This window comes from Nocardia bovistercoris, from assembly GCF_015674855.1.
In the GTDB taxonomy this organism is placed as follows: domain Bacteria; phylum Actinomycetota; class Actinomycetes; order Mycobacteriales; family Mycobacteriaceae; genus Nocardia; species Nocardia bovistercoris.
On sequence record NZ_JADMLG010000008.1, the window covers coordinates 73989 to 91729 of the forward strand.

General features: G+C 66.5%; 21 protein-coding genes. 9 read left to right on the forward strand and 12 right to left on the reverse strand.

Features of this window, described 5'->3' with window-relative positions; all coding sequences use genetic code 11:
- Nucleotides 1-49: 49 nt before the first annotated feature.
- The gene (locus tag IT779_RS19995) at nt 50-1546 is read right to left on the reverse strand and encodes an ABC1 kinase family protein (protein WP_198428730.1); all 1497 of its coding nucleotides are present in this window, start codon (nt 1544-1546) and stop codon (nt 50-52) included.
- Nucleotides 1547-1668: 122 nt separating this feature from the next.
- Here IT779_RS19995 and IT779_RS20000 point away from each other — a divergent pair, with 122 nt between their 5' ends.
- Together IT779_RS20000 and IT779_RS20005 are read left to right on the forward strand one after the other, a co-directional pair.
- On the forward strand, nt 1669-2442 hold the full coding sequence (locus IT779_RS20000) for a GntR family transcriptional regulator (RefSeq protein WP_196150892.1): 774 nt from the start codon (nt 1669-1671) through the stop codon (nt 2440-2442).
- Nucleotides 2443-2553: 111 nt separating this feature from the next.
- The gene (locus tag IT779_RS20005) at nt 2554-3555 is read left to right on the forward strand and encodes a DUF5996 family protein (RefSeq protein ID WP_196150893.1); all 1002 of its coding nucleotides are present in this window, start codon (nt 2554-2556) and stop codon (nt 3553-3555) included.
- On the opposite strand, the gene IT779_RS20010 is transcribed toward IT779_RS20005, so the two are convergent.
- The 4 genes from IT779_RS20010 to IT779_RS20025 all read right to left on the reverse strand — a co-directional run bounded on the left by IT779_RS20010 (nt 3542) and on the right by IT779_RS20025 (nt 7390).
- Nucleotides 3542-4663 carry an NAD(P)H-dependent flavin oxidoreductase gene (locus tag IT779_RS20010; RefSeq protein ID WP_196150894.1) on the reverse strand — a complete coding sequence of 374 codons (1122 nt, stop codon included), beginning with the start codon at nt 4661-4663 and terminating at the stop codon, nt 3542-3544. The genes IT779_RS20005 and IT779_RS20010 overlap by 14 nt on opposite strands.
- 230 nt (nt 4664-4893) lie before the next feature.
- Entirely contained in the window at nt 4894-6243 is a 1350-nt protein-coding gene (locus tag IT779_RS20015; RefSeq protein ID WP_196150895.1) for a WS/DGAT/MGAT family O-acyltransferase, read from the reverse strand.
- 65 nt (nt 6244-6308) lie between these two features.
- Nucleotides 6309-6923, reverse strand: coding sequence for a class I SAM-dependent methyltransferase (locus IT779_RS20020; RefSeq protein WP_198428731.1), 615 nt, complete (start codon nt 6921-6923; stop codon nt 6309-6311).
- Between the two features lie 26 nt (nt 6924-6949).
- A complete protein-coding gene (locus IT779_RS20025; RefSeq protein ID WP_332838882.1) occupies nt 6950-7390 on the reverse strand; it encodes a MarR family winged helix-turn-helix transcriptional regulator in 441 nt (146 codons plus the stop codon).
- An 85-nt stretch (nt 7391-7475) separates the two neighbouring features.
- Between IT779_RS20025 and IT779_RS20030 the strand changes: the two genes are divergently transcribed.
- Nucleotides 7476-8696 carry an epoxide hydrolase family protein gene (locus IT779_RS20030; protein WP_196150897.1) on the forward strand — a complete coding sequence of 407 codons (1221 nt, stop codon included), beginning with the start codon at nt 7476-7478 and terminating at the stop codon, nt 8694-8696.
- 223 nt (nt 8697-8919) lie between these two features.
- Here IT779_RS20030 and IT779_RS38540 read toward each other — a convergent pair whose 3' ends face one another.
- Both IT779_RS38540 and IT779_RS20035 read right to left on the reverse strand, forming a co-directional pair.
- On the reverse strand, nt 8920-9054 hold the full coding sequence (locus tag IT779_RS38540; protein WP_269781617.1) for a hypothetical protein: 135 nt from the start codon (nt 9052-9054) through the stop codon (nt 8920-8922).
- 48 nt (nt 9055-9102) lie between these two features.
- Nucleotides 9103-9483 carry a hypothetical protein gene (locus IT779_RS20035; protein ID WP_196150898.1) on the reverse strand — a complete coding sequence of 127 codons (381 nt, stop codon included), beginning with the start codon at nt 9481-9483 and terminating at the stop codon, nt 9103-9105.
- 205 nt (nt 9484-9688) lie between these two features.
- On the opposite strand from IT779_RS20035, the gene IT779_RS20040 reads away from it, so the two are divergent.
- The 4 genes from IT779_RS20040 to IT779_RS20055 are packed head-to-tail and all read left to right on the forward strand — an operon-like array spanning nt 9689 to nt 12116.
- Nucleotides 9689-10003: a WXG100 family type VII secretion target gene (locus IT779_RS20040; protein WP_196150899.1), complete on the forward strand. Its 315-nt coding sequence runs from the start codon at nt 9689-9691 to the stop codon at nt 10001-10003.
- A gap of 58 nt (nt 10004-10061) precedes the next feature.
- Entirely contained in the window at nt 10062-10364 is a 303-nt protein-coding gene (locus tag IT779_RS20045; protein WP_196150900.1) for a WXG100 family type VII secretion target, read from the forward strand.
- Between the two features lie 6 nt (nt 10365-10370).
- Nucleotides 10371-11840, forward strand: coding sequence for an ADP-ribosyltransferase (locus IT779_RS20050; RefSeq protein WP_196150901.1), 1470 nt, complete (start codon nt 10371-10373; stop codon nt 11838-11840).
- 9 nt (nt 11841-11849) lie between these two features.
- Complete coding sequence (locus IT779_RS20055) at nt 11850-12116, forward strand: hypothetical protein (protein ID WP_196150902.1); 267 nt, start codon at nt 11850-11852, stop codon at nt 12114-12116.
- Between the two features lie 450 nt (nt 12117-12566).
- Here IT779_RS20055 and IT779_RS20060 read toward each other — a convergent pair whose 3' ends face one another.
- The 3 genes from IT779_RS20060 to IT779_RS20070 all read right to left on the reverse strand — a co-directional run bounded on the left by IT779_RS20060 (nt 12567) and on the right by IT779_RS20070 (nt 13524).
- On the reverse strand, nt 12567-12896 hold the full coding sequence (locus IT779_RS20060; RefSeq protein WP_196150903.1) for a hypothetical protein: 330 nt from the start codon (nt 12894-12896) through the stop codon (nt 12567-12569).
- A 114-nt stretch (nt 12897-13010) separates the two neighbouring features.
- Nucleotides 13011-13223, reverse strand: a complete 213-nt coding sequence (locus IT779_RS20065; protein ID WP_196150904.1) for a hypothetical protein — start codon at nt 13221-13223, stop codon at nt 13011-13013.
- A gap of 133 nt (nt 13224-13356) precedes the next feature.
- Nucleotides 13357-13524, reverse strand: coding sequence for a hypothetical protein (locus IT779_RS20070; RefSeq protein ID WP_196150905.1), 168 nt, complete (start codon nt 13522-13524; stop codon nt 13357-13359).
- A gap of 159 nt (nt 13525-13683) precedes the next feature.
- Here IT779_RS20070 and IT779_RS20075 point away from each other — a divergent pair, with 159 nt between their 5' ends.
- Both IT779_RS20075 and IT779_RS20080 read left to right on the forward strand, forming a co-directional pair.
- Nucleotides 13684-14019, forward strand: coding sequence for a hypothetical protein (locus IT779_RS20075; RefSeq protein WP_196150906.1), 336 nt, complete (start codon nt 13684-13686; stop codon nt 14017-14019).
- 871 nt (nt 14020-14890) lie between these two features.
- Nucleotides 14891-15460: a hypothetical protein gene (locus IT779_RS20080; RefSeq protein ID WP_196150907.1), complete on the forward strand. Its 570-nt coding sequence runs from the start codon at nt 14891-14893 to the stop codon at nt 15458-15460.
- Nucleotides 15461-15535: 75 nt separating this feature from the next.
- On the opposite strand, the gene IT779_RS20085 is transcribed toward IT779_RS20080, so the two are convergent.
- Together IT779_RS20085 and IT779_RS20090 are read right to left on the reverse strand one after the other, a co-directional pair.
- Nucleotides 15536-15745 (reverse strand): hypothetical protein, encoded by a 210-nt coding sequence (locus tag IT779_RS20085; protein ID WP_196150908.1) that lies wholly within the window; start codon nt 15743-15745, stop codon nt 15536-15538.
- Nucleotides 15746-15896: 151 nt separating this feature from the next.
- Nucleotides 15897-17660, reverse strand: a complete 1764-nt coding sequence (locus IT779_RS20090; protein WP_196150909.1) for a cutinase family protein — start codon at nt 17658-17660, stop codon at nt 15897-15899.
- Nucleotides 17661-17741 lie beyond the last annotated feature (81 nt).

Sequence of the window (17741 nt, forward strand, 5' to 3'; positions counted from 1 at the left end):
ACCGGTATTCGCTACACATTTGCGGGGACAGTTTGTCTCAGACAATTTGTCACGGGGTGCGTCTGATCCCGGCTCCACTGCCCACCGACCGGGCCGCGCGGCGCTCGCGAACCGCGCGAAGGTCGACGGGTTCGGGTTCACGCTGGTCGAGACGGTCGAAGACCTCGGCGAGCGCCGGAAAGGATCGCACTACCTCGTCGCGGTAGGAACCCTCCGCTTCCAGTTGCGCGAGCGCGCCGAGAAGCGTCACCGTGGCGCGGGCGAAAGGCGTGAAATACACGGGTATGTCGCAGTCGCGCGCCACATTGGTCAGGTGCGGTCGCGTCGCGCGCACCACTTGGCGGCGCAGCCACGGCGAGGACATGCGAAAAGTACGATGCCGCAACGGTTCACCGTAGGACAGCGCCGCAGCGTACAACGCGTTCACATCGAAAACCCTTTCGGCTCGCACGAATCCGTGCCGCCTGCTCGTCGAGGCGAGTTCGTGCGGGTCACCCTCGAACACGGCGCGGCAGTAGTCGAGCGCCATGTCCTCGAAGCCGTCCGGCGACCACGTGCGGCACGCGCCGAAATCGACGACGCCGAGTCTGCCGTCGGGCAGCAGCAGGAAGTTGCCCGGATGCGGGTCGCTGTAGAGCAGTTCCGTTCTGGCGCAACCATCCAAGACGAAACGCACCATGAGCATGCCGACCCGGTCACGGTCGCGCCGCGCGCCCGAGGCCGCGACGCGCGGCGCGGGTGTGCCGTCCAGCCATTCCGAGATCAGCACGTCACCGCGCTGCTCGACGACCTCGGGCACCCGGAAGTCCGGATCGTCGGCGTATGCCGCGGCGAAGGCGCGCTGGCAGCGCGCCTCCTCCGCGTAGTCGAGTTCGGCCAGCAGGCAGGCGCACAGTTCCTCGGTCAACGCCCGCACATCCGCGCCGGGCATGAAAACCGCGGCCAGCGTCGATATTCCGCGCAGTTGCGCCAGGTCGCCCCGCACCGATTCGCGGGCGCCGGGATACATGAGTTTGACCGCGACCGTCCGGCCGTCGTGCCAAACCGCCCGGTGCACTTGCCCGATGGATGCCGGTGCGGCGCGGCGTTCGTCGAATTCGCGGAATCGGGAACGCCAATCGTGCCCGAAGTGCTGGGCCATGACCATCCGCACGGTCGCGGGCAGCATGGCGGGCGCGGAATCCTGGAGTCGGCCCAGCGCGATCTTGTACGACTCGGCCAACTTCGGCGGTAGCGCGAGTTCGTAAATGGCGAGAACTTGGCCGAGTTTCGTGGCGCAGCCCTTGAGTTCGCCGAGCACCTCGAAGATGTGTTGTGCGGTGCGCGCGCCGATTTCGCGATCGACTTCGGCGGCGGAGCGACCCAGCGCGCGTTTGCCCAGGCCAAGGGCCTGACGGCCCGCGAATGCCACGGGCAGCGCGGCGAGTTTGGCATTGCGGACCGCCGCGTGGACCGGCGGATTGCCCGGCGCGCGAATTCCGGATATGCGGGTGTGCCCTCCGGTCGATCCGCCGCCCGGCTGGTCGAATCCGCGTCGAATGGTCATGAATCACCTCACATTGTGCGCGGATCAGTGTTACACAGGTGCAGGCGCAGAACTCTCGGCCTACACTGTCTGGGACGTAGCTGGGATGTGTCAGGAATTTGAGAGACGAAAGGGTGGAATCGATGGGATCCCACACGGTAGTCGCCGACGTCGCCGACGAATTGGCGCGCCGGGTTGCCGCAGGGGAATATCAACCGGGGGAACTGATGCCTTCGGTCCGTCAGGTGGCCGAGGAATTCGAGATGAATCGGGCCACCGCGCAATTGACCCTCGGCAGGCTGGAATCCTACGGATTCGTCGAGGCCCGCCGCGGTAAGGGTTTCACCATTCGCGAGGTCCGCGAGGCCGGCGGCATGGACGTGTACCGGCACCTGTTCCGCTACTCGATCCCGATGCCGGAGGTCGCCGTCGAGATGTTCCGCGACGTGGTCGAGGTGGAGCGCGGCATCGTCATGGGCGCGCTGCTCTCCTACACCGAAAGCCCGCACGGCATCGAACCGGCCGAACTGAAGGCCACCATCGACAAACTGGAAACGCTGGCGCGCCAAGAGGTTCCGGACTACCACCGGATGCTGGCGGTCGAGGTCGCGCTGGTCCGCGAGCTGCTCACCGTGCAGGGCTCGAGCATGCAGCGGGCTATTCTCAATTCCATCGGCGAGATGGTGCTCGAGGTGCCGCACGCGGTGGCTGCGTACTTCGCGGGCGCCGCGGATCTGCACGTGCTGATCTGGCGCGCGCTCGTGGCCGTGTGGGAATCCGGTTCCGGCCCTTCGGAAGCGCAGTTGGCCCTGTTCGACGACCTGTTCGGCATGTATCACGAGAAGGTGATCGCCCGGTTCGAGGAACTGGTCGACTTCGCGGGCAGCGCCGAGGAAGGTCACGCCGCGACCGCGTGACGCGACTCGCGACGACAACTGTCTGAGACGATCTTCGGTGCGCGAATCGGTTCGGCTGTCGGTTCTGGCAAACTGTTGGCATACGTGTCCGGTCGAACGTACCGTTGGGCTATGACCGAGTCGTTGCCCGCCATGCCCTACGAGTCGTGGCGCCCCACCAAGGAGACGCTGCACCGATTCACGCAGATCGTCGGCAAGGTCGCCCTCGCCGAGGGCATCCGCCGCAACCACTGGTGGCACATCACCTACCGGCTCACCGCCCGCGGCCTGCGCACCGTGCCGCTCGGCGCCGCTCGGCGCGGACCCGTATTCGACTGCGCCTTCGACTTTTTCGATCACGTCCTGCGCATCGCCGACGACCGGGGCACCACGGTGGAGATCGACATGCCGAACCGCTCGGTGGCCGATTTCTACACCGACGTCAGAAGCGGGCTCGCCGAACTCGGCGTCGACATGGCCATGCCGCATCCGCATCCGTTCGACCTCCCGGACGCCGAGCGCCCCTTCGCCCGCGACATCGAACACGCCGACTACGACCCCGACCAGGCCCGGGCCGCGTTCGGCGTGCTCAGCCAGGTCGGACGAATTCTGGAGGAGTTCTCCGCGACCTACTCCGGCAAGGTCAGCCCGGTCCAATTCTTCTGGCACACCTTCGATCTTGCCGTACAGCGCTTCTCCGACCGGCATGTCGAAATGCCACCGACGGTGGATTCGGTTACCCGCGAGGCATATTCGCGCGAGGAGATCAGCGCGGGCTTCTGGTTCGGCGACCCCGACGTGCCCGCCCCCACCTTCTACTCCTACGTCGCGCCCGAACCCGACGGGCTCACCGAGCGCCCGCTGTCCGGCGGAGGCCGTTGGGTCACTGCGGGATCCGGGCATTCGGCCTACCTGGACTACGACGACGCGCGCCGCGCCGACGATCCGGTCGGCGCGGCGCTGGCCTTCTATCAATCGGTGTACGCGGCGGGTTCGCAGCTGTGCGAATGGGACACCGACCGACTGGCGTGCTGGGGCGGTGTCACCGACCCGATCCTGGCGCGTACCCACCCGAGGTGGCCGGAATGGCCGACGCGATCCGCCTCGGATCCGGTCGAACTCAGATCCCGTTGAGCTTGTTCAGCCGTTCGCAGGCCTCCACGTACTCCTGGATCAGCCGCGCCACTACGTCGGCGGAACGCTCGACCTTGTTCATCAGCCCGACCACCTGGCCGACCGGGTTGAAGTTCACGTCCTTGGCGGCCTCCGGATAGCGGTGCCCGCGTTTCACGCCGTCGAGGGCGACCATCATCTGCAGCGGCATGGGCAGCGGCTTGGGATTGTCCGGGTTCTCCCACGCTTCGGTCCAGTCGTTCTTGAGCATGCGGGCGGGCTTGCCGGTCCACGCCCGCGAGCGCACGGTGTCGTGGCTGGTGGCGTCGATATAGGACTGCATCTGCGCGGGCGGCACATTGGCCTCCTCAACGGTCAGCCACACCGATCCGGTCCACGCGCCCGCCGCGCCCATCGCCAAGGCGGCCGCGACCTGGCGACCGTTGCCGATACCGCCCGCCGCGAGCACCGGCAGGTCGCCGACGGCGTCGATCACCTGCGGCCACAGCACCAGCGAGCTGACCTCGCCGCAGTGCCCGCCGCCCTCGGTGCCCTGGCAGACCACGAAGTCCAGACCCGCGTTCTTGTGGTTGATCGCGTGTTTGACCGACCCGCAGAGCGCGCCGATGAGCCTGCCCGATTCCTGGATCACGGACACGAACTCCGGCGGCGGGGTGCCGAGCGCGTTCGCGACCAGCTTCGCTTTCGGATGACGCAGGATCACCTCGATCTGCGGCGCCACGGTGGTGGCCGTCCAGCCGAGCAGCTGATTGTGGTGCTCGCCTTCGGGCAGCGGCGGCACGCCGTGGTCGGCGAGGAGCTTCTCGGCGAAGTCGCGATGACCCTGCGGAACCAGTTCGGCGAGTTTGGCTTCCAGTTCCTCCGGACTCAGTCCGTCGATGCCCTTGCCCTCGTATTTGGACGGGATGACCAGGTCGACGCCGTATACGCCGGTGACGTGCTCGTCGAGCCACGCCAGCTCGACCTCCAGCTGTTCGGCGGTGAAACCGACCGCGCCGAGTACGCCGATGCCGCCGGCATTGCTGACCGCGGCCGCGACGTCACGGCAGTGGGTGAAGGCGAAGATGGGGAATTCGATCCCCAGCCGGTCGCAGATTTCGGTACGCATCGGTGCTGGTCTCCCTTACTTGCTCCGCGGTCGCGGCCTGCGACTCGCTAGAACGAGTTACATGATTCTCGCGCGGTATCCGGGCGGGTTCGAGGTGCGTCCGTGCCGCTGAACGGCGCGCGTATCGCAGGTATCGCCATGACGCGGCAGCGCGCCGTTCGGCTGGCGGGTGCACCATATTTCGACAGTAACACGTTCTAGTTTTGCCGGAGCCGAAGTCGGCGAAACCGTCAGATCGCCTCCTCGAGCTCCGCGAGGCCCGCCTCGAGGTGATCGAGAATGCGATCCATGCCCGGCACGCTGCTCCGGCATCCGACGATCCCGAAATCGAGATGCTCGCCGACCGTGGTCAGCGTGATGTTGACCGCCTGGCCGTCGAACGGGATCGACAGCGGATACCCCGCGTCCAGCCGTGCGCCACCCCAGTACAGCGGCGCGCGCGGTCCGGGCACATTGGAGATGATCAGGTTGAACGGCGGCGCCGCCACCGAACTCAACGCGGGCAGCACCGACGTCACGATCGGACTCAGCGTCAGCGCCGACAACGCCATCGCCTGCGTACTGGACAGGCTCTGATACACCTGCTTGTTGCGCCGCGTCGACTCGCGAATAGTGTCCAGTCGCGCCACCGGATCGGCCAGATCGGTAGCCAGATTGCACAGGATCGCGCAGATCTTATTGCCGCCCGGCTCGCTATCGTCGGGCGCGCGCAACGACATCGGTACCAACGCGATCAGCGGCTTGTCCGGCAGCGCGCCACGCTCGGTGAGAAAACGCCGCAACGCGCCCGCCGACATCGCCAGCACCACATCGTTCACGGTCGCGCCCGCGGTCTTGCCGACCTGCTCGAGCCGCTCCAACGGCCAGGACCGCACCGCCACCCGACGCGCGCCGCCGATCGGCGCGTTGAACATCGTGCGCGGCGCCGCGAACGGCATCGTCAACTGCTGACGCAGCAGCGCGTCGCCGATCGCGCGAGCCAGCGCGGGGGCCGAGGTCGCCGCCGACCACAGATCCCGCGCGAAACCCAGCGTCGAACCGGTCCGCTCCGGCTTCGACCGACCCGTGCGCGGCGGATTCCACGGCGCGCCGAGATGGTCGGAAGCCGGATCCTCGGTCATGGCGCGCCGGAGCAGACGCTGACCGGACACGCCGTCGATGAGCGCGTGATGCATCTTCGTGTAGAGGGCGAATCGGCCGTCCGCGAGCCCTTCGATCAGATGCACCTCCCACAGCGGGCGGTGGCGGTCGAGCAGCGAACCGTGCAATCGCGACGCCAAGTCGAGCAGTTGCCCGTGTCCACCCGGCGCGGGCAGGGCCGAACGCCGCACGTGATAGGGGAGTTCGATATCCGACTCGCGGGTCCAGCCGAGCTGCGGCGTGCTCAACAGCGTCGCCGGACGTTTCCGGAAGGTCGGATGCACGGTGTCCTGCTCGAGCAACCTCCGGTGCAGCAGGCTCGGATGATCGGGACCCGCGTCCTCGGGCGGCTCGAACAGCATGAGCCCGCCCACGTGCATGGGATGTTCGCGGGACTCGGCGAGCAGGAACAAGGCATCTATCGGTGAAACGAACTCCATGGACGGTCGCCCCCTGACGGCGGTGAGTTTTTCTATCGGCGGGATCGACCACGTTGTCGAGGCAGTCACCGCTCCTTGGCGAGCAATAGATACACCTGGGGGGACCGCTCATCCGGATCGGGTCGGCGCACCATCCGGCACACTTCGTGCAATCCGTGCTCGCGCGCCGCATCCGACAACCGTCGCGCCGGCCACAGCCACGCGGGTGTCACCCTGTGGTCGTAGGCGGTGACGTCCGGTGCTTCGGTCGACTGAAAGGCCAACAGTGCCTGCCCTCCAAGACGGAGTACCCGCGCGAATTCGGATAACACGCCCGGCATCCGCTCCGGCGGCAGGTGGATCAGCGAATACCAGGCGAGCAGCCCCGCGAGCGTACCGTCCGCGAAGTCGAGGCTTTCGATCGTGCCCTCCCGGAACCGCAGGTCGGGGTGCTGTTCACGGGCCGTCTCGATCATCCGCGGCGACAGATCCATGCCCTCGACATCGAGTCCGCGATCAGCCAGGTACCGGGTGATTCGTCCAGGTCCGCAGCCCAGATCGGCCACCGGCCCCGCGGCGCCGACCTTTTCGACGAAGATGTCGAGCATGGCCCGGTCGAAGGTCTGCCCCTCCAGGTGACCCCGCACGTGTTCGACGTATAGCTCGATCATCGCGTCGTAGGCGGCTGCGACCTCGCGCATGTTCGCTCCGTTCGATGGGATTGGTGTCATCGGGATTCGCGGCCGAGTTCGGCCAGTCGGTTCAGTGCGGGCAGTGCGCGGGTCAGGGCGCGGCGCTGTTCGGCGGTCAATCGGTCGATCAATGGGCCGAGATGGCGCAGGCGGTCCTCGCGCCGGGATCGGCCGACGCGGCGGCCCGCCTCGGTGATCCGGACGAGGACGGCGCGGCCGTCGGTGGGGTCCGGTGCGCGTTCCACGAGTCCGTCGCGTTCGAGTCGGGTGATCAGCTGGGTGATGGCGGGTTGGGTGACCTGTTCGGAACGGGTGAGGTCGGTGAGCCGCAGCGGGCGCGGGCTGGTGGCGAGGGTGTCGAGGACCGAGAGCGTCGTGAACGAGAGTGCTTCCAGCGTCGGGAGTCTGATGTAGAAGCGGTTGAAGCTCTCGATGGCGTCCGCGAAGGCGTCGGCGTCGAGGTCGGATGTCTGCACCCCTGCGAATATAGAGGGCAATCTATTTAAGAAGTTTATATAATCTTCTTATATTACCCGTTCGTGCCGCAGGGAGATCCAGACCGTGGGCCCACAACCATTGCCGCAGCGCCCGATTCACGTACCCGACATCGTGCTAGACGACCTGCGCCGCCGCCTCGCCGACACCCGCTGGCCCGAGGACGCGGGCAATCGCGATGGACACTACGGCGTCGACCGCGTCCTCCTGCACACCCTCGCCGACTACTGGCGCACCGAATTCGACTGGCGCGCGGCCGAATCCGCCATCAATGCCTACGACAACCATCTCGTCGAGATCGACGGCGCACCCATCCACTTCCTCCGCAGACCCGGCGCGGGCCCGAACCCGACCCCGCTCATCCTCACCCACGGCTGGCCGTGGACCTTCTGGCACTGGGCCAAGGTCATCGACCCGCTCGCCGACCCCGCCCGCTACGGCGGCGACCCCGCCGAATCCTTCGACGTGATCGTTCCGTCCTTCCCCGGCTTCGGCTTCTCCACCCCGCTGACCGAACGCCCGGACATGAACTTCTGGAAAGTCGCCGACCTGTGGCACATCCTCATGCGCGAAGTCCTCGGATACGAGCGCTACGCGGCCGCCGGATGCGATGTGGGAGCGATGGTCACCGGTCAACTCGGGCACAAATACCCCGACGAGCTGTACGCGATCCACATCGGTTCCGGCCAGAAACTCACCCTCTTCGAAGGTGAACGCGCCTGGGACGTCACCGGCGGACAACCCGTGCCGCCCGGTCTGCCCGCCGCTACCCACGCCAGGATGATCGAACTCGAACACCGCTTCGCCGTACACCTCGCCGCGCACGTCCTCGAACCGAGCACCCTGGCCTACGGATTGTCCGACTCCCCGGTCGGGCTGCTCGCCTGGCTGCTGCAACGCTGGATCGCCTGGAGCGACTGCGGCGGCGACATCCACACCGTGTTCACCCCCGACGAACTGCTCACCCACGCCACGATCTACTGGGTCACCAACAGCATCGGCACCTCGATCCGCACCTACGCCAACAACAATCGCTACCCGTGGACCCCCGCGCACGACCGGCGACCGCCCATCGAAGCGCCCACCGGTCTCACCTTCGTCGGCTACGAGAACCCGCCCGGTGTCCGCACCGACGAGCGCGTCGAGCACTTCCGCAACAGTGAACGCGGAAGTTGGTACAACCTGGTCGAACTCACCGCCCACGAGCACGGCGGTCACTTCATACCGTGGGAGATACCGGGAGAATGGGTCGCCGACTTGCGCAGGACCATGCGAGGTCGGGTGTGAGCTTCGAATCACGTGACGATCCGAACCCGTTGTCAGGGGTTGGGGCGCATCCGGGAGGAAAGTCGCGCCAAGCGGGCTGAATCGGGATTGTTTGCAACGCGGATCAAGCGGTTCTGCCTGGCCGGCGCAGACCTGACTCCTCAGCGACTCGCTGATCCCGGATCCGCTCGCGGTCGGTGCCCGTCGACCGGGTCTCGCTCATGCGCTCCGACCACTCGGACGGCTACAATGCCGCGCTGCTCTCGCGGCGGCAGTACAGCCAGATCTCGCTCGCCCACTCGGTGAGCACGTCGACCGACCAGGGCATGACCGTCAGCACGCTGCGCTGTTCCTCCGGAGGCGCACTGTTGTCGTGCACCCCCGGAGTTGGTTGTCCCACCAGTTCTGGTGGCACGGGTGGGAGCGGTCAGGGCTTCTGGGCGAGTTCGTCTGCGACCGGCCCGGTGCGCACCGTGGTGACTGTGACCGGCTTGTCGGTGCCGATCGTCGCCGCCTGCACGGGGGCAGGTTGTCGAGCACGGCTTGGCGCAGCTGCTCGATGGTCAACGACTTCCCCGCCGGCCACACCCGCGCGAGGAACGATCGCGGATCCGCGAGCACCGCGGCGAGCAGGTGCTCCTCGGCCAGATAGCATGTCGCCGTAGAAGCCGTGGATGCAGGTGTACTGGCCGTTCTGCTCCAGGATGACTATGCCCCCACCGTTTTCGCAATCGATCCACGTCACCGTCGAGGCCGGCGCCGCGTCGGCGGCCGCCACGGCGACCGCCGGGGTCACTGCGGCCAGCATCAGGGCAGCAAGACCGTAGGTCCCACTACGGACCACATAGATTGCGAATAGATTGCCTACGAGGCTGCGTCGTCGAAACAGAGTGCACGCCCGGTGAATTAGCCAGGCTGGCTGTGCGCCGGTTGTGCCGCATATGGAACCGTGGCTGTCGCTAGCACGTCAAACCGTCCGTACCCCAATGTGTACTTCGTCGAAAGGAGGCCCTATGGCCGACACCGCTGCCACGTTCGCTGTGGTGCCCGACCACGTCCGAGACGCCGGCCGATATCTGCAAGAGACCGCCGCTGCTCTCACGGCAGGAATGCGCTCGGCCACGGCTGATGTCGATTCCCTGCTGTCGACATGGCGGGGGCTGGCGGCCACCGCCTACGGCGGGGCATGGGATTCGGTGGCCGCCGAGGCTTTCGTGATCTTCGACGCCTTGGCCGACATGGCCGAGACCATGGGGGTGGTGGTCGACCGCGCCCAAGCCGTGGACTACTCGCGCGCCGGAACGTTCGGCTCGCTGGACCTACCTTGACCCGCCGGAAGTCCGGGCAGGCAACTCACCACACGACGACCTCGGGGAGACAACAGCGATGACCGAAGACACCAGCTACCGCGTAGATCTGGCACGGCTGGACGAAGCCACCGATCAAGCCGCGCAGCTATACGCCTTCGTCACCCAGTCGCTGACCGAGATCCAAGAGCGTATGACCGCTGTGCGGGACCGATGGGACGGCCAAGCCGCTGATGCCCAGGCCGCCGCGATGCAACAGTGGACCCGCAGCGCGGAACGAATGGCCACAGCAATAGAGAAGATGCGCGCGGCCACCGCCGCCGCGCACATCGCCTACACCGAGGCCGGGGCCGCCAACCTGCGCATACTCGGACGCGGGTAGGCGCCGGTGAGCACGGTTGTCGACGTCAGCACCGCTGTCTACTACGACACCGCCACGCGACTGTTCGACGCCGCCGCCGCGTTCTTCGCCGCCGTCGACGCCGAATGGCCGGAACTGGCCAAGGCCGCCGAGATGGCGGGCAGCTACGCCGAGGCTCAGACCTGGGCCGATATCTACGATCGTCAGGCCCAGGAAACCCTGGACCTGGTGAGCCGCACCGCCAACGCGGTGCACAACTACGGAACGATCCTGCTGGAGTCGGGCTACCAACACGCGCTCGCCGACCACACGGCGAATCTGGATCCCGGCCCCGAACCCACCAAACCGGCCGCGCCGCAGATCCCGGTGTTCGTCTGCCGCGTTCCGCTCCCAGCCGCCGGTGGACCCGGCAACGGCCTGTCCGGAGACCAATCCAGCCTGGTCCGTGACGCACTGGGACTGGCCGACAAGATCGGTATCACCATCCCCGACGGCGACGCCACGAAGATGTCCAACGCGGCGGCGGTCTGGGAAAGGATGGCTGCCGCCGGGGCCGTCGCGGGCCTGGTCGGCACCCTCGAGGCCGCCGCGCGCGCGTTCGACGACGTGACCGCCGCCGAATCCGCGTTCATCGATGAGGATCTGCGCGCGGCCGCCGCCGCGGCCGCCGCCGTCGTGGCGGCCATGCTCGAACTGGCCGCCTCCACCCGCGAACACCGTGCCGACCTGGACGGATTGCGAACCCAGCTGGTCGATCACCTGACCTCTATCGCCAATGCCCTCATGGCCGAACTGGCCATCAACGCGGCCGTATCCGTGGCCTCGAGTTGGGTCACCTTCGGCGTGTCCATCGCGGCGGGCATCGCCGCGGCCGCCGCCATCGCGGCCCGCTACGCGCGCCCCATCCGCGCCACGATCGAGGCTTGGCGTACCGCGCGCCGCGCCAAGAACACCGCGCGGGCCTCGGCGAACACCCTGGCCAACCACGCCAAGGAAATGCGCCGCCTCGAGGAACTGGGGGGCAGTGCGAAGACACCGACGCCTACGGCCGCGCGACCGCTCACCGAGGCCGACAAGAATGCACTCGCGGATTACAGCGCATACGGGTCTCGTCTCAACAATGCCATGCGGGAGGGGCGAATCACCGAAGAACAGCAGGGTCGTATAAACGAGCTGAATTCGGCTCTGGATAAATTGCCCAACCACGAGGGACTTGTGGTACGGCGAACAGCGCTTCCCGACGACGTACTAGCTCAATACCAGAAAGGCACAAATGTATCAGACCCCGCGTTCACAAGCGCCAGCACCGGATCAGGGTTCACCGGACCTGTGGAATTTCAGATAATGTCGAGAACCGGAAAGGATATTTCCGGTCAAGTACCCACTGCATATGCCCCCGAGGCGGAAGTGCTGTTCAAGAGCGGAACGAACTTCAATGTTGTCGACCGGTTCGTCACCGCAGACGGTCGCACCATCATCCAGATGACAGAATCGTAGGATCGGATCATGCCTAGAAAGATCGGCGGCAAGATTTTCACATCACGCGAGGAACTGCCGCCGGAAAAACGGATGTCGGACGCCGAGATGGAGGCCGCCCGACAGATGTTCGCCGAGGCCAACGCGCGTCGTGAACGCGAACTGGGCGATCGGCCGTCACTGCCTAAAACCGAGGCCAACCGTCGGATGTGGGACGACCTCGGCGGCACCGAATACGAGGACTGGACCTATCCAGGCGACGACCGACCACCCCGCCCCAGCCACGAGCCGCAGTGAGCGACCCACCGCCACATGCGCAGAGACCGCCCTTGCCCCGACGCGCCGGCCACAGGTTCGGTGGGAAGACCAGAGCCGTGCTCGACGGCCTGCTCAATCACGTCGAGGACGCCGTCCCGACCCCTCGAAAGCGTGCGCTCGATCGGATGGCGAGGAGGTCTCTTGCTCGGCGGTGCTCACGCCGGGGGACCCCTCCGTAGCGTGCCGGATGGCTCTCGGGCGATCACCTGAGCGCAGCGCGACATGACGAACCCGGCTCTCGCAGGCGCGTTTCCGCTGCGATAACGAGGGCCGCACGCTGGGGAGTGGTTTCAGTCGAGCGCCAACTGCGCGCGCACCCACCCGGCGCGTTCGGCTTCCATCATCTCCCCCGCGACGCCGGTCGAGGAAGGAGTGCTCTGGGAGAGGTTTCCGCCGCGGTCGTCCTCGGGTCGCGGTCGCGGCCGGTGTTCAGTCTTCGGGTCCGGCGACCAGATACTCCTTCAGCAGGAAGGCGCCGGGGTTGAGATCGGGGAACTCGCGCTCGATCGGGCCGCTGATGAACTGGATCTTGATGTAGGTGCTCGGGTCGAGGTGAGCAAACGGCACCAGCGAGAACCGCTGTTTCACCTGGAAGCCGTCGAGGAGTTCGATCTCCATGTCCTCGCTGCCTTCCACACCGTACTTCGCGAGGAGGCTGCCCAGGGTGGGGGGTTTGTGAGCATCGTCGACGACCTGGGTGTAGCGACTCATGGACGCTTCATCGGTCGCTTCGCCAATGACTTGGATTTTGGTAATCACCGGTCGGCCCTTCGATAGCGGACGAGAACAAAGCTGGTGTCGATCCGACGAACAGCCTCCGCGTTGCGCACGAGTCGGTACGCGGAGGCTGTTCATCGGGTGATCAGGCCGAGACTAGCCCACCTGGGTGCGGATGATGAGCCCGCCGCAGTTCTCCACGGCCCAGACCGAGCCGTCGGAGTAGGTCTCGACACCGACTGCCACGCAGGGCAGCTGCGTGAGGACCGCCGGACTCGCCTGCGCGACGGCGACGCCGAAAGTCGTCAGGCCCGCACCGCCGACGGCTAGTAGTATCGCGCTGGCAGAGATCAGCTTGCGAAGAGTCATGTGGAGCTCCAATCGTTAGTTGTTGAAACTGTTCGGCCGCGCTGTTCGCGCAGCTCCTGGGCGGAGAGTTGTCCCTCACCGCCCCGGGTCTGTCGAGGTCGCACTCCCCCTCGCCACTTGGCGGCGTCTAGGGTCAGCGCTCGCTGGCGGGGCTCGGTGCGTAGAAGACCTCCACCGTGCCGTCGTCGTGGTAGGTGGTGCAGATGTAGTGCATGTTCGGGTGTCCGACGATGTGTTCGCTGTACTGGCAGTCCACCGTCGGCGCCGCGTGGGCGGCCGCCACGGCGACCGCCGGGGTCACCGCGGCCAGCATCAGGGCAGCAAGAACTACAGATCTCCTCAATGAATCCCCCAAGGTCGGCGGTGTGCTCCGCTGTAGCGATCGGTCCGAGTCCGGACCTCTCACCACCCTTCGACGGCGCTGTGGTCGGTTCGGTTCCATCCGACCATTTCGATCCTCATGGATCCTGTTGTCGTCTCGAAAGGTGAGAGGGGACGGAAAGTGCAGGCAGCTCCAGGGGAACTTCGCGCGTTGGCAGCCTCGATGAACGACGTCGGTGTCGGGATCGAGACCATCCGGGCGCAGCTCGACCTGTCGATGATCGATTCGGCGTTCGCTGGTTCGATGCTGAAGCGAGTCGGTGACGAGGCGAACTCTGTTGTGACGGACACGTGGTCACGGATGGCCGCGCGCTGGATTTCGATCACCGCCCTCATCGAGGCCAGTGCCTCGGCCCTGGAAGCCGCCGACGTCGGGTTCGCCGACAGGCTCGACACCCTCGGTGGTGTCTTATGAGGTCGCAGGCTTCGCCGACGCTGTCACAGGTCCGGTCCTGGCAGCCGTGGCTCATGGCCGAGGCCGGTCAGCAGATGCGGCGGCGCGGCGAGGAGTGCGTGGCGTTGGTCGAACACGCCGCCACCCGGATCCGTGACGCGAGCTCCTACTGGCAGGGCGAGGCCTACTACGCCGTCTACGACCGTGTCGCCGAGGACCGCGACCTGGCGAAGAAGGCATCCCAGGAGATCGAGACGCTCGCGCAGAGGCTGACCGAGGGCGCCGACCTGCTGACCGGCTACCGCCAGGCGTTGCTGGACAAGGTCACCGACGCCGCCATCGCGGGTTTCACCGTCACCGAGGACTGGACCGTCACCGCGGCATCCAGCCACGACAACGAACGACTGCACACACACACCGCACCGCGGTCGCAACCGCACTCAACGAAATGCTGGGTGTCCAGTCCACAGCGGCGGCCAGGATCGACCAAGCCAACACCGACGTCACAACCCGAGCCGCACAGATCGGCCCCGCCCCGCAATCCGCCTCACCGGTATCTCGAGCACTCGGGAGCACCCGGGGTGTCCAAGGGGATACCGCACCCGCCGCGACCTCACCCGGCTCGTCGTCCGCTGTTCCCGCGACCGATGCGAAGACCCCCGACTCCAGCAGCAAACCGCTATCGGGCAGTTCCACCGCCACACAGAACCAGACCCGGACCGCCGAAACGGGCACCGCCACAGGTGCCCACATCGGTGCCGCGAATTCCGCCGCGGCCGGCGCGGCGCGGACCGATCCCAAATCCGGCGCCACCAACCCGGGCGCTACACCGAGATCGGGCACCCTCAACACCGGCACCTCCCCGAACTCGAACGCCGCAGCGGCGCCGAGCATGGACAAGGGCAAGCCCGGAGAGTGGCGGCCCGGAGACATCAGTGACCTAATCAAAGCGGTCAGCAGCATCACCGGCAACATCCCCGACCTGATCGAGAGCAGCGGCGAATTCCTCAAGGACACCAGCGAACTGATCAAGACCAGCGGCGAAGCCGTCACCAAGATCACCGACTCGGTCACCGAACTCGTCACCGCCGTCGACCACGCAGCCCACCCCGCCACCAGCGGGCAGCCCGCAACCGAACACCCCACCGGTACACAGAACTCGGACAAGAACACAACCACCGCCACACCGCCGTCGTCGGACAAAACCACAAGCGCGGCACCGACCACCCCCGACCCCGCCAAGACCCGGTCAGCCGACTGGACTCCACATGCCTCTACCCCAATCGCCGCCATCCCGACAGGGGACACCCCCAACCACAACTCCGCACCCACCAACCAACCGATGCTCGCCCCCGGCTTTCCGGCTTCGCCCGCAACACGCCGCAACTCCAACACCGAACGCGCATACCCCACTTGGAGCCTGGACCTACCGAACCCAGCCACACAGAAACAACCAGCCTGAAAACCAATCAGACAGCACCTGGAACCACTGCACACCAGCCAATCACGACCGAGAACGATCACCAGGAAATACCGGCTACTGAACCAGACCGTTGTCGGCACGCATGACCTGCTCGACATCGGCGTCCAACCGGGCCGCGACCTCCCGGTAGGCGGCGTCCAGCGCGACGGTGTGTTGCTTGTCGATATCCCACGCCGCGGCGCCCGGCGGATTGACGCGGTCATGCTCCGAACCAGCGGGTTGCATGCCGAGTCGAACTTGCGCCAGGGTCAGTTTCGCGAGCACAGCTGTCGAGTTGCCGCACAGTGTGCGGCATCTGCGGTGACACGCTGAGCGTGACTTTTCTCCCCGACCCCCTTGTCCAACTATGCGTCTCTCCCGCACATGACAGCGCACCCGCCTCGGGATTCGAAGCGGGTGCGCGGTGTTCACGTGACTATCGGGTAGTCGATTGCGTGCTGGATTCGGTTGTCGTCGGAGCGGTTGTCGTCGTGGTCGGCGGCGCCGCGGTCAGCGGAGCCGGAACCGCGTCGGCGACCGAATTCCGTGCCGGAGCCTGGGGCGTCGTCTCGCTCTGTTTCGTCGTCTGGGTCTGCGACGGCGTGACCGGTGCGGGGGTGGTGGTCGGCGCAGTGGTCGGCTCGGTTGTCGTCGGAGCGGTCGTGGTCGATGTCGCCTGGGTCGTGGTGAGCGCCGTGGTGGTGGGCGCTGTCGTGGTCGGCGCCGTGGTGGACGTGGTCGTGGTCGTGGTCGGCGCGGTGGTGGTGGCCTGCGCCTTCGAGGTGGTCTCGACGGCCGCGCGCTGCACCGCCGCCATATCGGTCTGATTCGGCTTGGCCGACTTGTCGACCGGCTCGCCCGCCTGCGCCTGCTTGGCCAGATGGGTCAGCCAGGCCGCCGCGTACTCAGCCGACGTCGTCGGCTTGCCGTTGGCGGGGTCCGAGTCTTCCCAGTAGTCGAAGTGATGTCCGGAGTGATTCGGGCCGAGGGTGAGCTGATACGGATCGCTCATGACCACCGGAATCGTGTTCTGATTCGTCACGATCAGGCCGATGATCTCGTTGAACACCTTCTGCGGCAGGTAGGCCAGCGGTGACATGTCGTCCTTGGCGATCGAATCCGCCTTCGCCGCCTCCTGCTTCGGCGCACCCGGCTTGTAGTTCGGGTCCGACACCCGCAGCAGCACCTCGAGGAAGGTTTCGTCGCTCGCCATCCAATTGTCCTGCGACTGGATATCGGCGAACGCCGTCAAGGCGATCTTGCCGAGCGTGACCGCCACATCCTGGCCCGTCGCGGGCGTGAGCCCGTCGCGTTCCAGCGCGTCGACATTCAACTGCCTCGCGACATTCACCACCAGTTGCAGCAGCGAAATGTTCTCCGGGGCCGCGCAGGTGAGGTCGCCGTCGGAGCAGAACGAGGCGATCTTGCCGTTCAGCGCGCCGAAATCACCGCTGGTACCGGGCAGCGCGCCCTTACCCGAGGCCGTGTTCTTACCGCTCTGGTACTTCTGATCGAAATTGTCGGGACTGGCGTACGGGTTCTCCGCGCCGATGAACGGCCCGTCACCCGCCGAACGACCGGCGTCGGCGAGAATGACCACACCGACCACATCGTCGGGGTCGACCACCTCGTATCTGCCGTCCGCCCCGGCCTCCTGATTCCCGATCTTCATAGCGACCCGACGCACCACATCCGCGCCCTCGCTGTACCCGACGATCGAGAACCGGGTATCCGGACAAGCCTGCGCGATCTCCCGCATCACCCGCTCGGTATTCGCGACCCCGGTGTTCACCGCGTCCTCGTAGGTCGCCATATTCGCCGGATACGCGATATAGACCGCGGCATAAGCATCCGGCCCGACCTCCCCCGCGGGCGCGTTCACCACCGGATCAACCCACTCGCTGTGATGATCCCCCGCCATCGCCGCGGGTAGCGCGTTCCCGTTCGCGTCGACCAGCATCCTGGTCGTCCCCTCCACCGGCGTGTCCCCCCGCCCCGCGACCGAGATCGTCACCATGTCACGGCACTCCGTCACCGAAGTCGTGAGCACCGTATCCGCGGTACGCGGCCCCGCCGTCAACGCCAACGAAGCAGCCACCACCGCCACCACCCCCAACACCGCAGGCGCAGCCACCGCCGAAGCCACCCGATGCCGAGCGAAGAACGCCCGAGAGCCGGCCAAGTAGTCACCGAAAGCCATGCCCAGATCCCCAATCCATAGACCGATACGTGGATGGACAAGGCCCCCCCGAGGGCCATGTTCACGAGGAACGTCGTGGTA

Coding starts and splice junctions, on each gene's coding strand:
- IT779_RS20065 (WP_196150904.1), bottom strand. CDS start 13,223: ATGACTCTTCGCAAGCTGATCTCTGCCAGCGCGATACTACTAGCCGTC.
- IT779_RS20040 (WP_196150899.1), top strand. CDS start 9,689: ATGGCCGACACCGCTGCCACGTTCGCTGTGGTGCCCGACCACGTCCGA.
- IT779_RS20090 (WP_196150909.1), bottom strand. CDS start 17,660: ATGGCTTTCGGTGACTACTTGGCCGGCTCTCGGGCGTTCTTCGCTCGG.
- IT779_RS20020 (WP_198428731.1), bottom strand. CDS start 6,923: ATGCGCGAGGTCGCAGCCGCCTACGACGCGATGATCGAGCTATACGTC.
- IT779_RS20005 (WP_196150893.1), top strand. CDS start 2,554: ATGACCGAGTCGTTGCCCGCCATGCCCTACGAGTCGTGGCGCCCCACC.
- IT779_RS20015 (WP_196150895.1), bottom strand. CDS start 6,243: ATGGAGTTCGTTTCACCGATAGATGCCTTGTTCCTGCTCGCCGAGTCC.
- IT779_RS20045 (WP_196150900.1), top strand. CDS start 10,062: ATGACCGAAGACACCAGCTACCGCGTAGATCTGGCACGGCTGGACGAA.
- IT779_RS20075 (WP_196150906.1), top strand. CDS start 13,684: ATGGATCCTGTTGTCGTCTCGAAAGGTGAGAGGGGACGGAAAGTGCAG.
- IT779_RS20055 (WP_196150902.1), top strand. CDS start 11,850: ATGCCTAGAAAGATCGGCGGCAAGATTTTCACATCACGCGAGGAACTG.
- IT779_RS20035 (WP_196150898.1), bottom strand. CDS start 9,483: ATGCTGGCCGCAGTGACCCCGGCGGTCGCCGTGGCGGCCGCCGACGCG.
- IT779_RS20010 (WP_196150894.1), bottom strand. CDS start 4,663: ATGCGTACCGAAATCTGCGACCGGCTGGGGATCGAATTCCCCATCTTC.
- IT779_RS20000 (WP_196150892.1), top strand. CDS start 1,669: ATGGGATCCCACACGGTAGTCGCCGACGTCGCCGACGAATTGGCGCGC.
- IT779_RS20080 (WP_196150907.1), top strand. CDS start 14,891: ATGGACAAGGGCAAGCCCGGAGAGTGGCGGCCCGGAGACATCAGTGAC.
- IT779_RS19995 (WP_198428730.1), bottom strand. CDS start 1,546: ATGACCATTCGACGCGGATTCGACCAGCCGGGCGGCGGATCGACCGGA.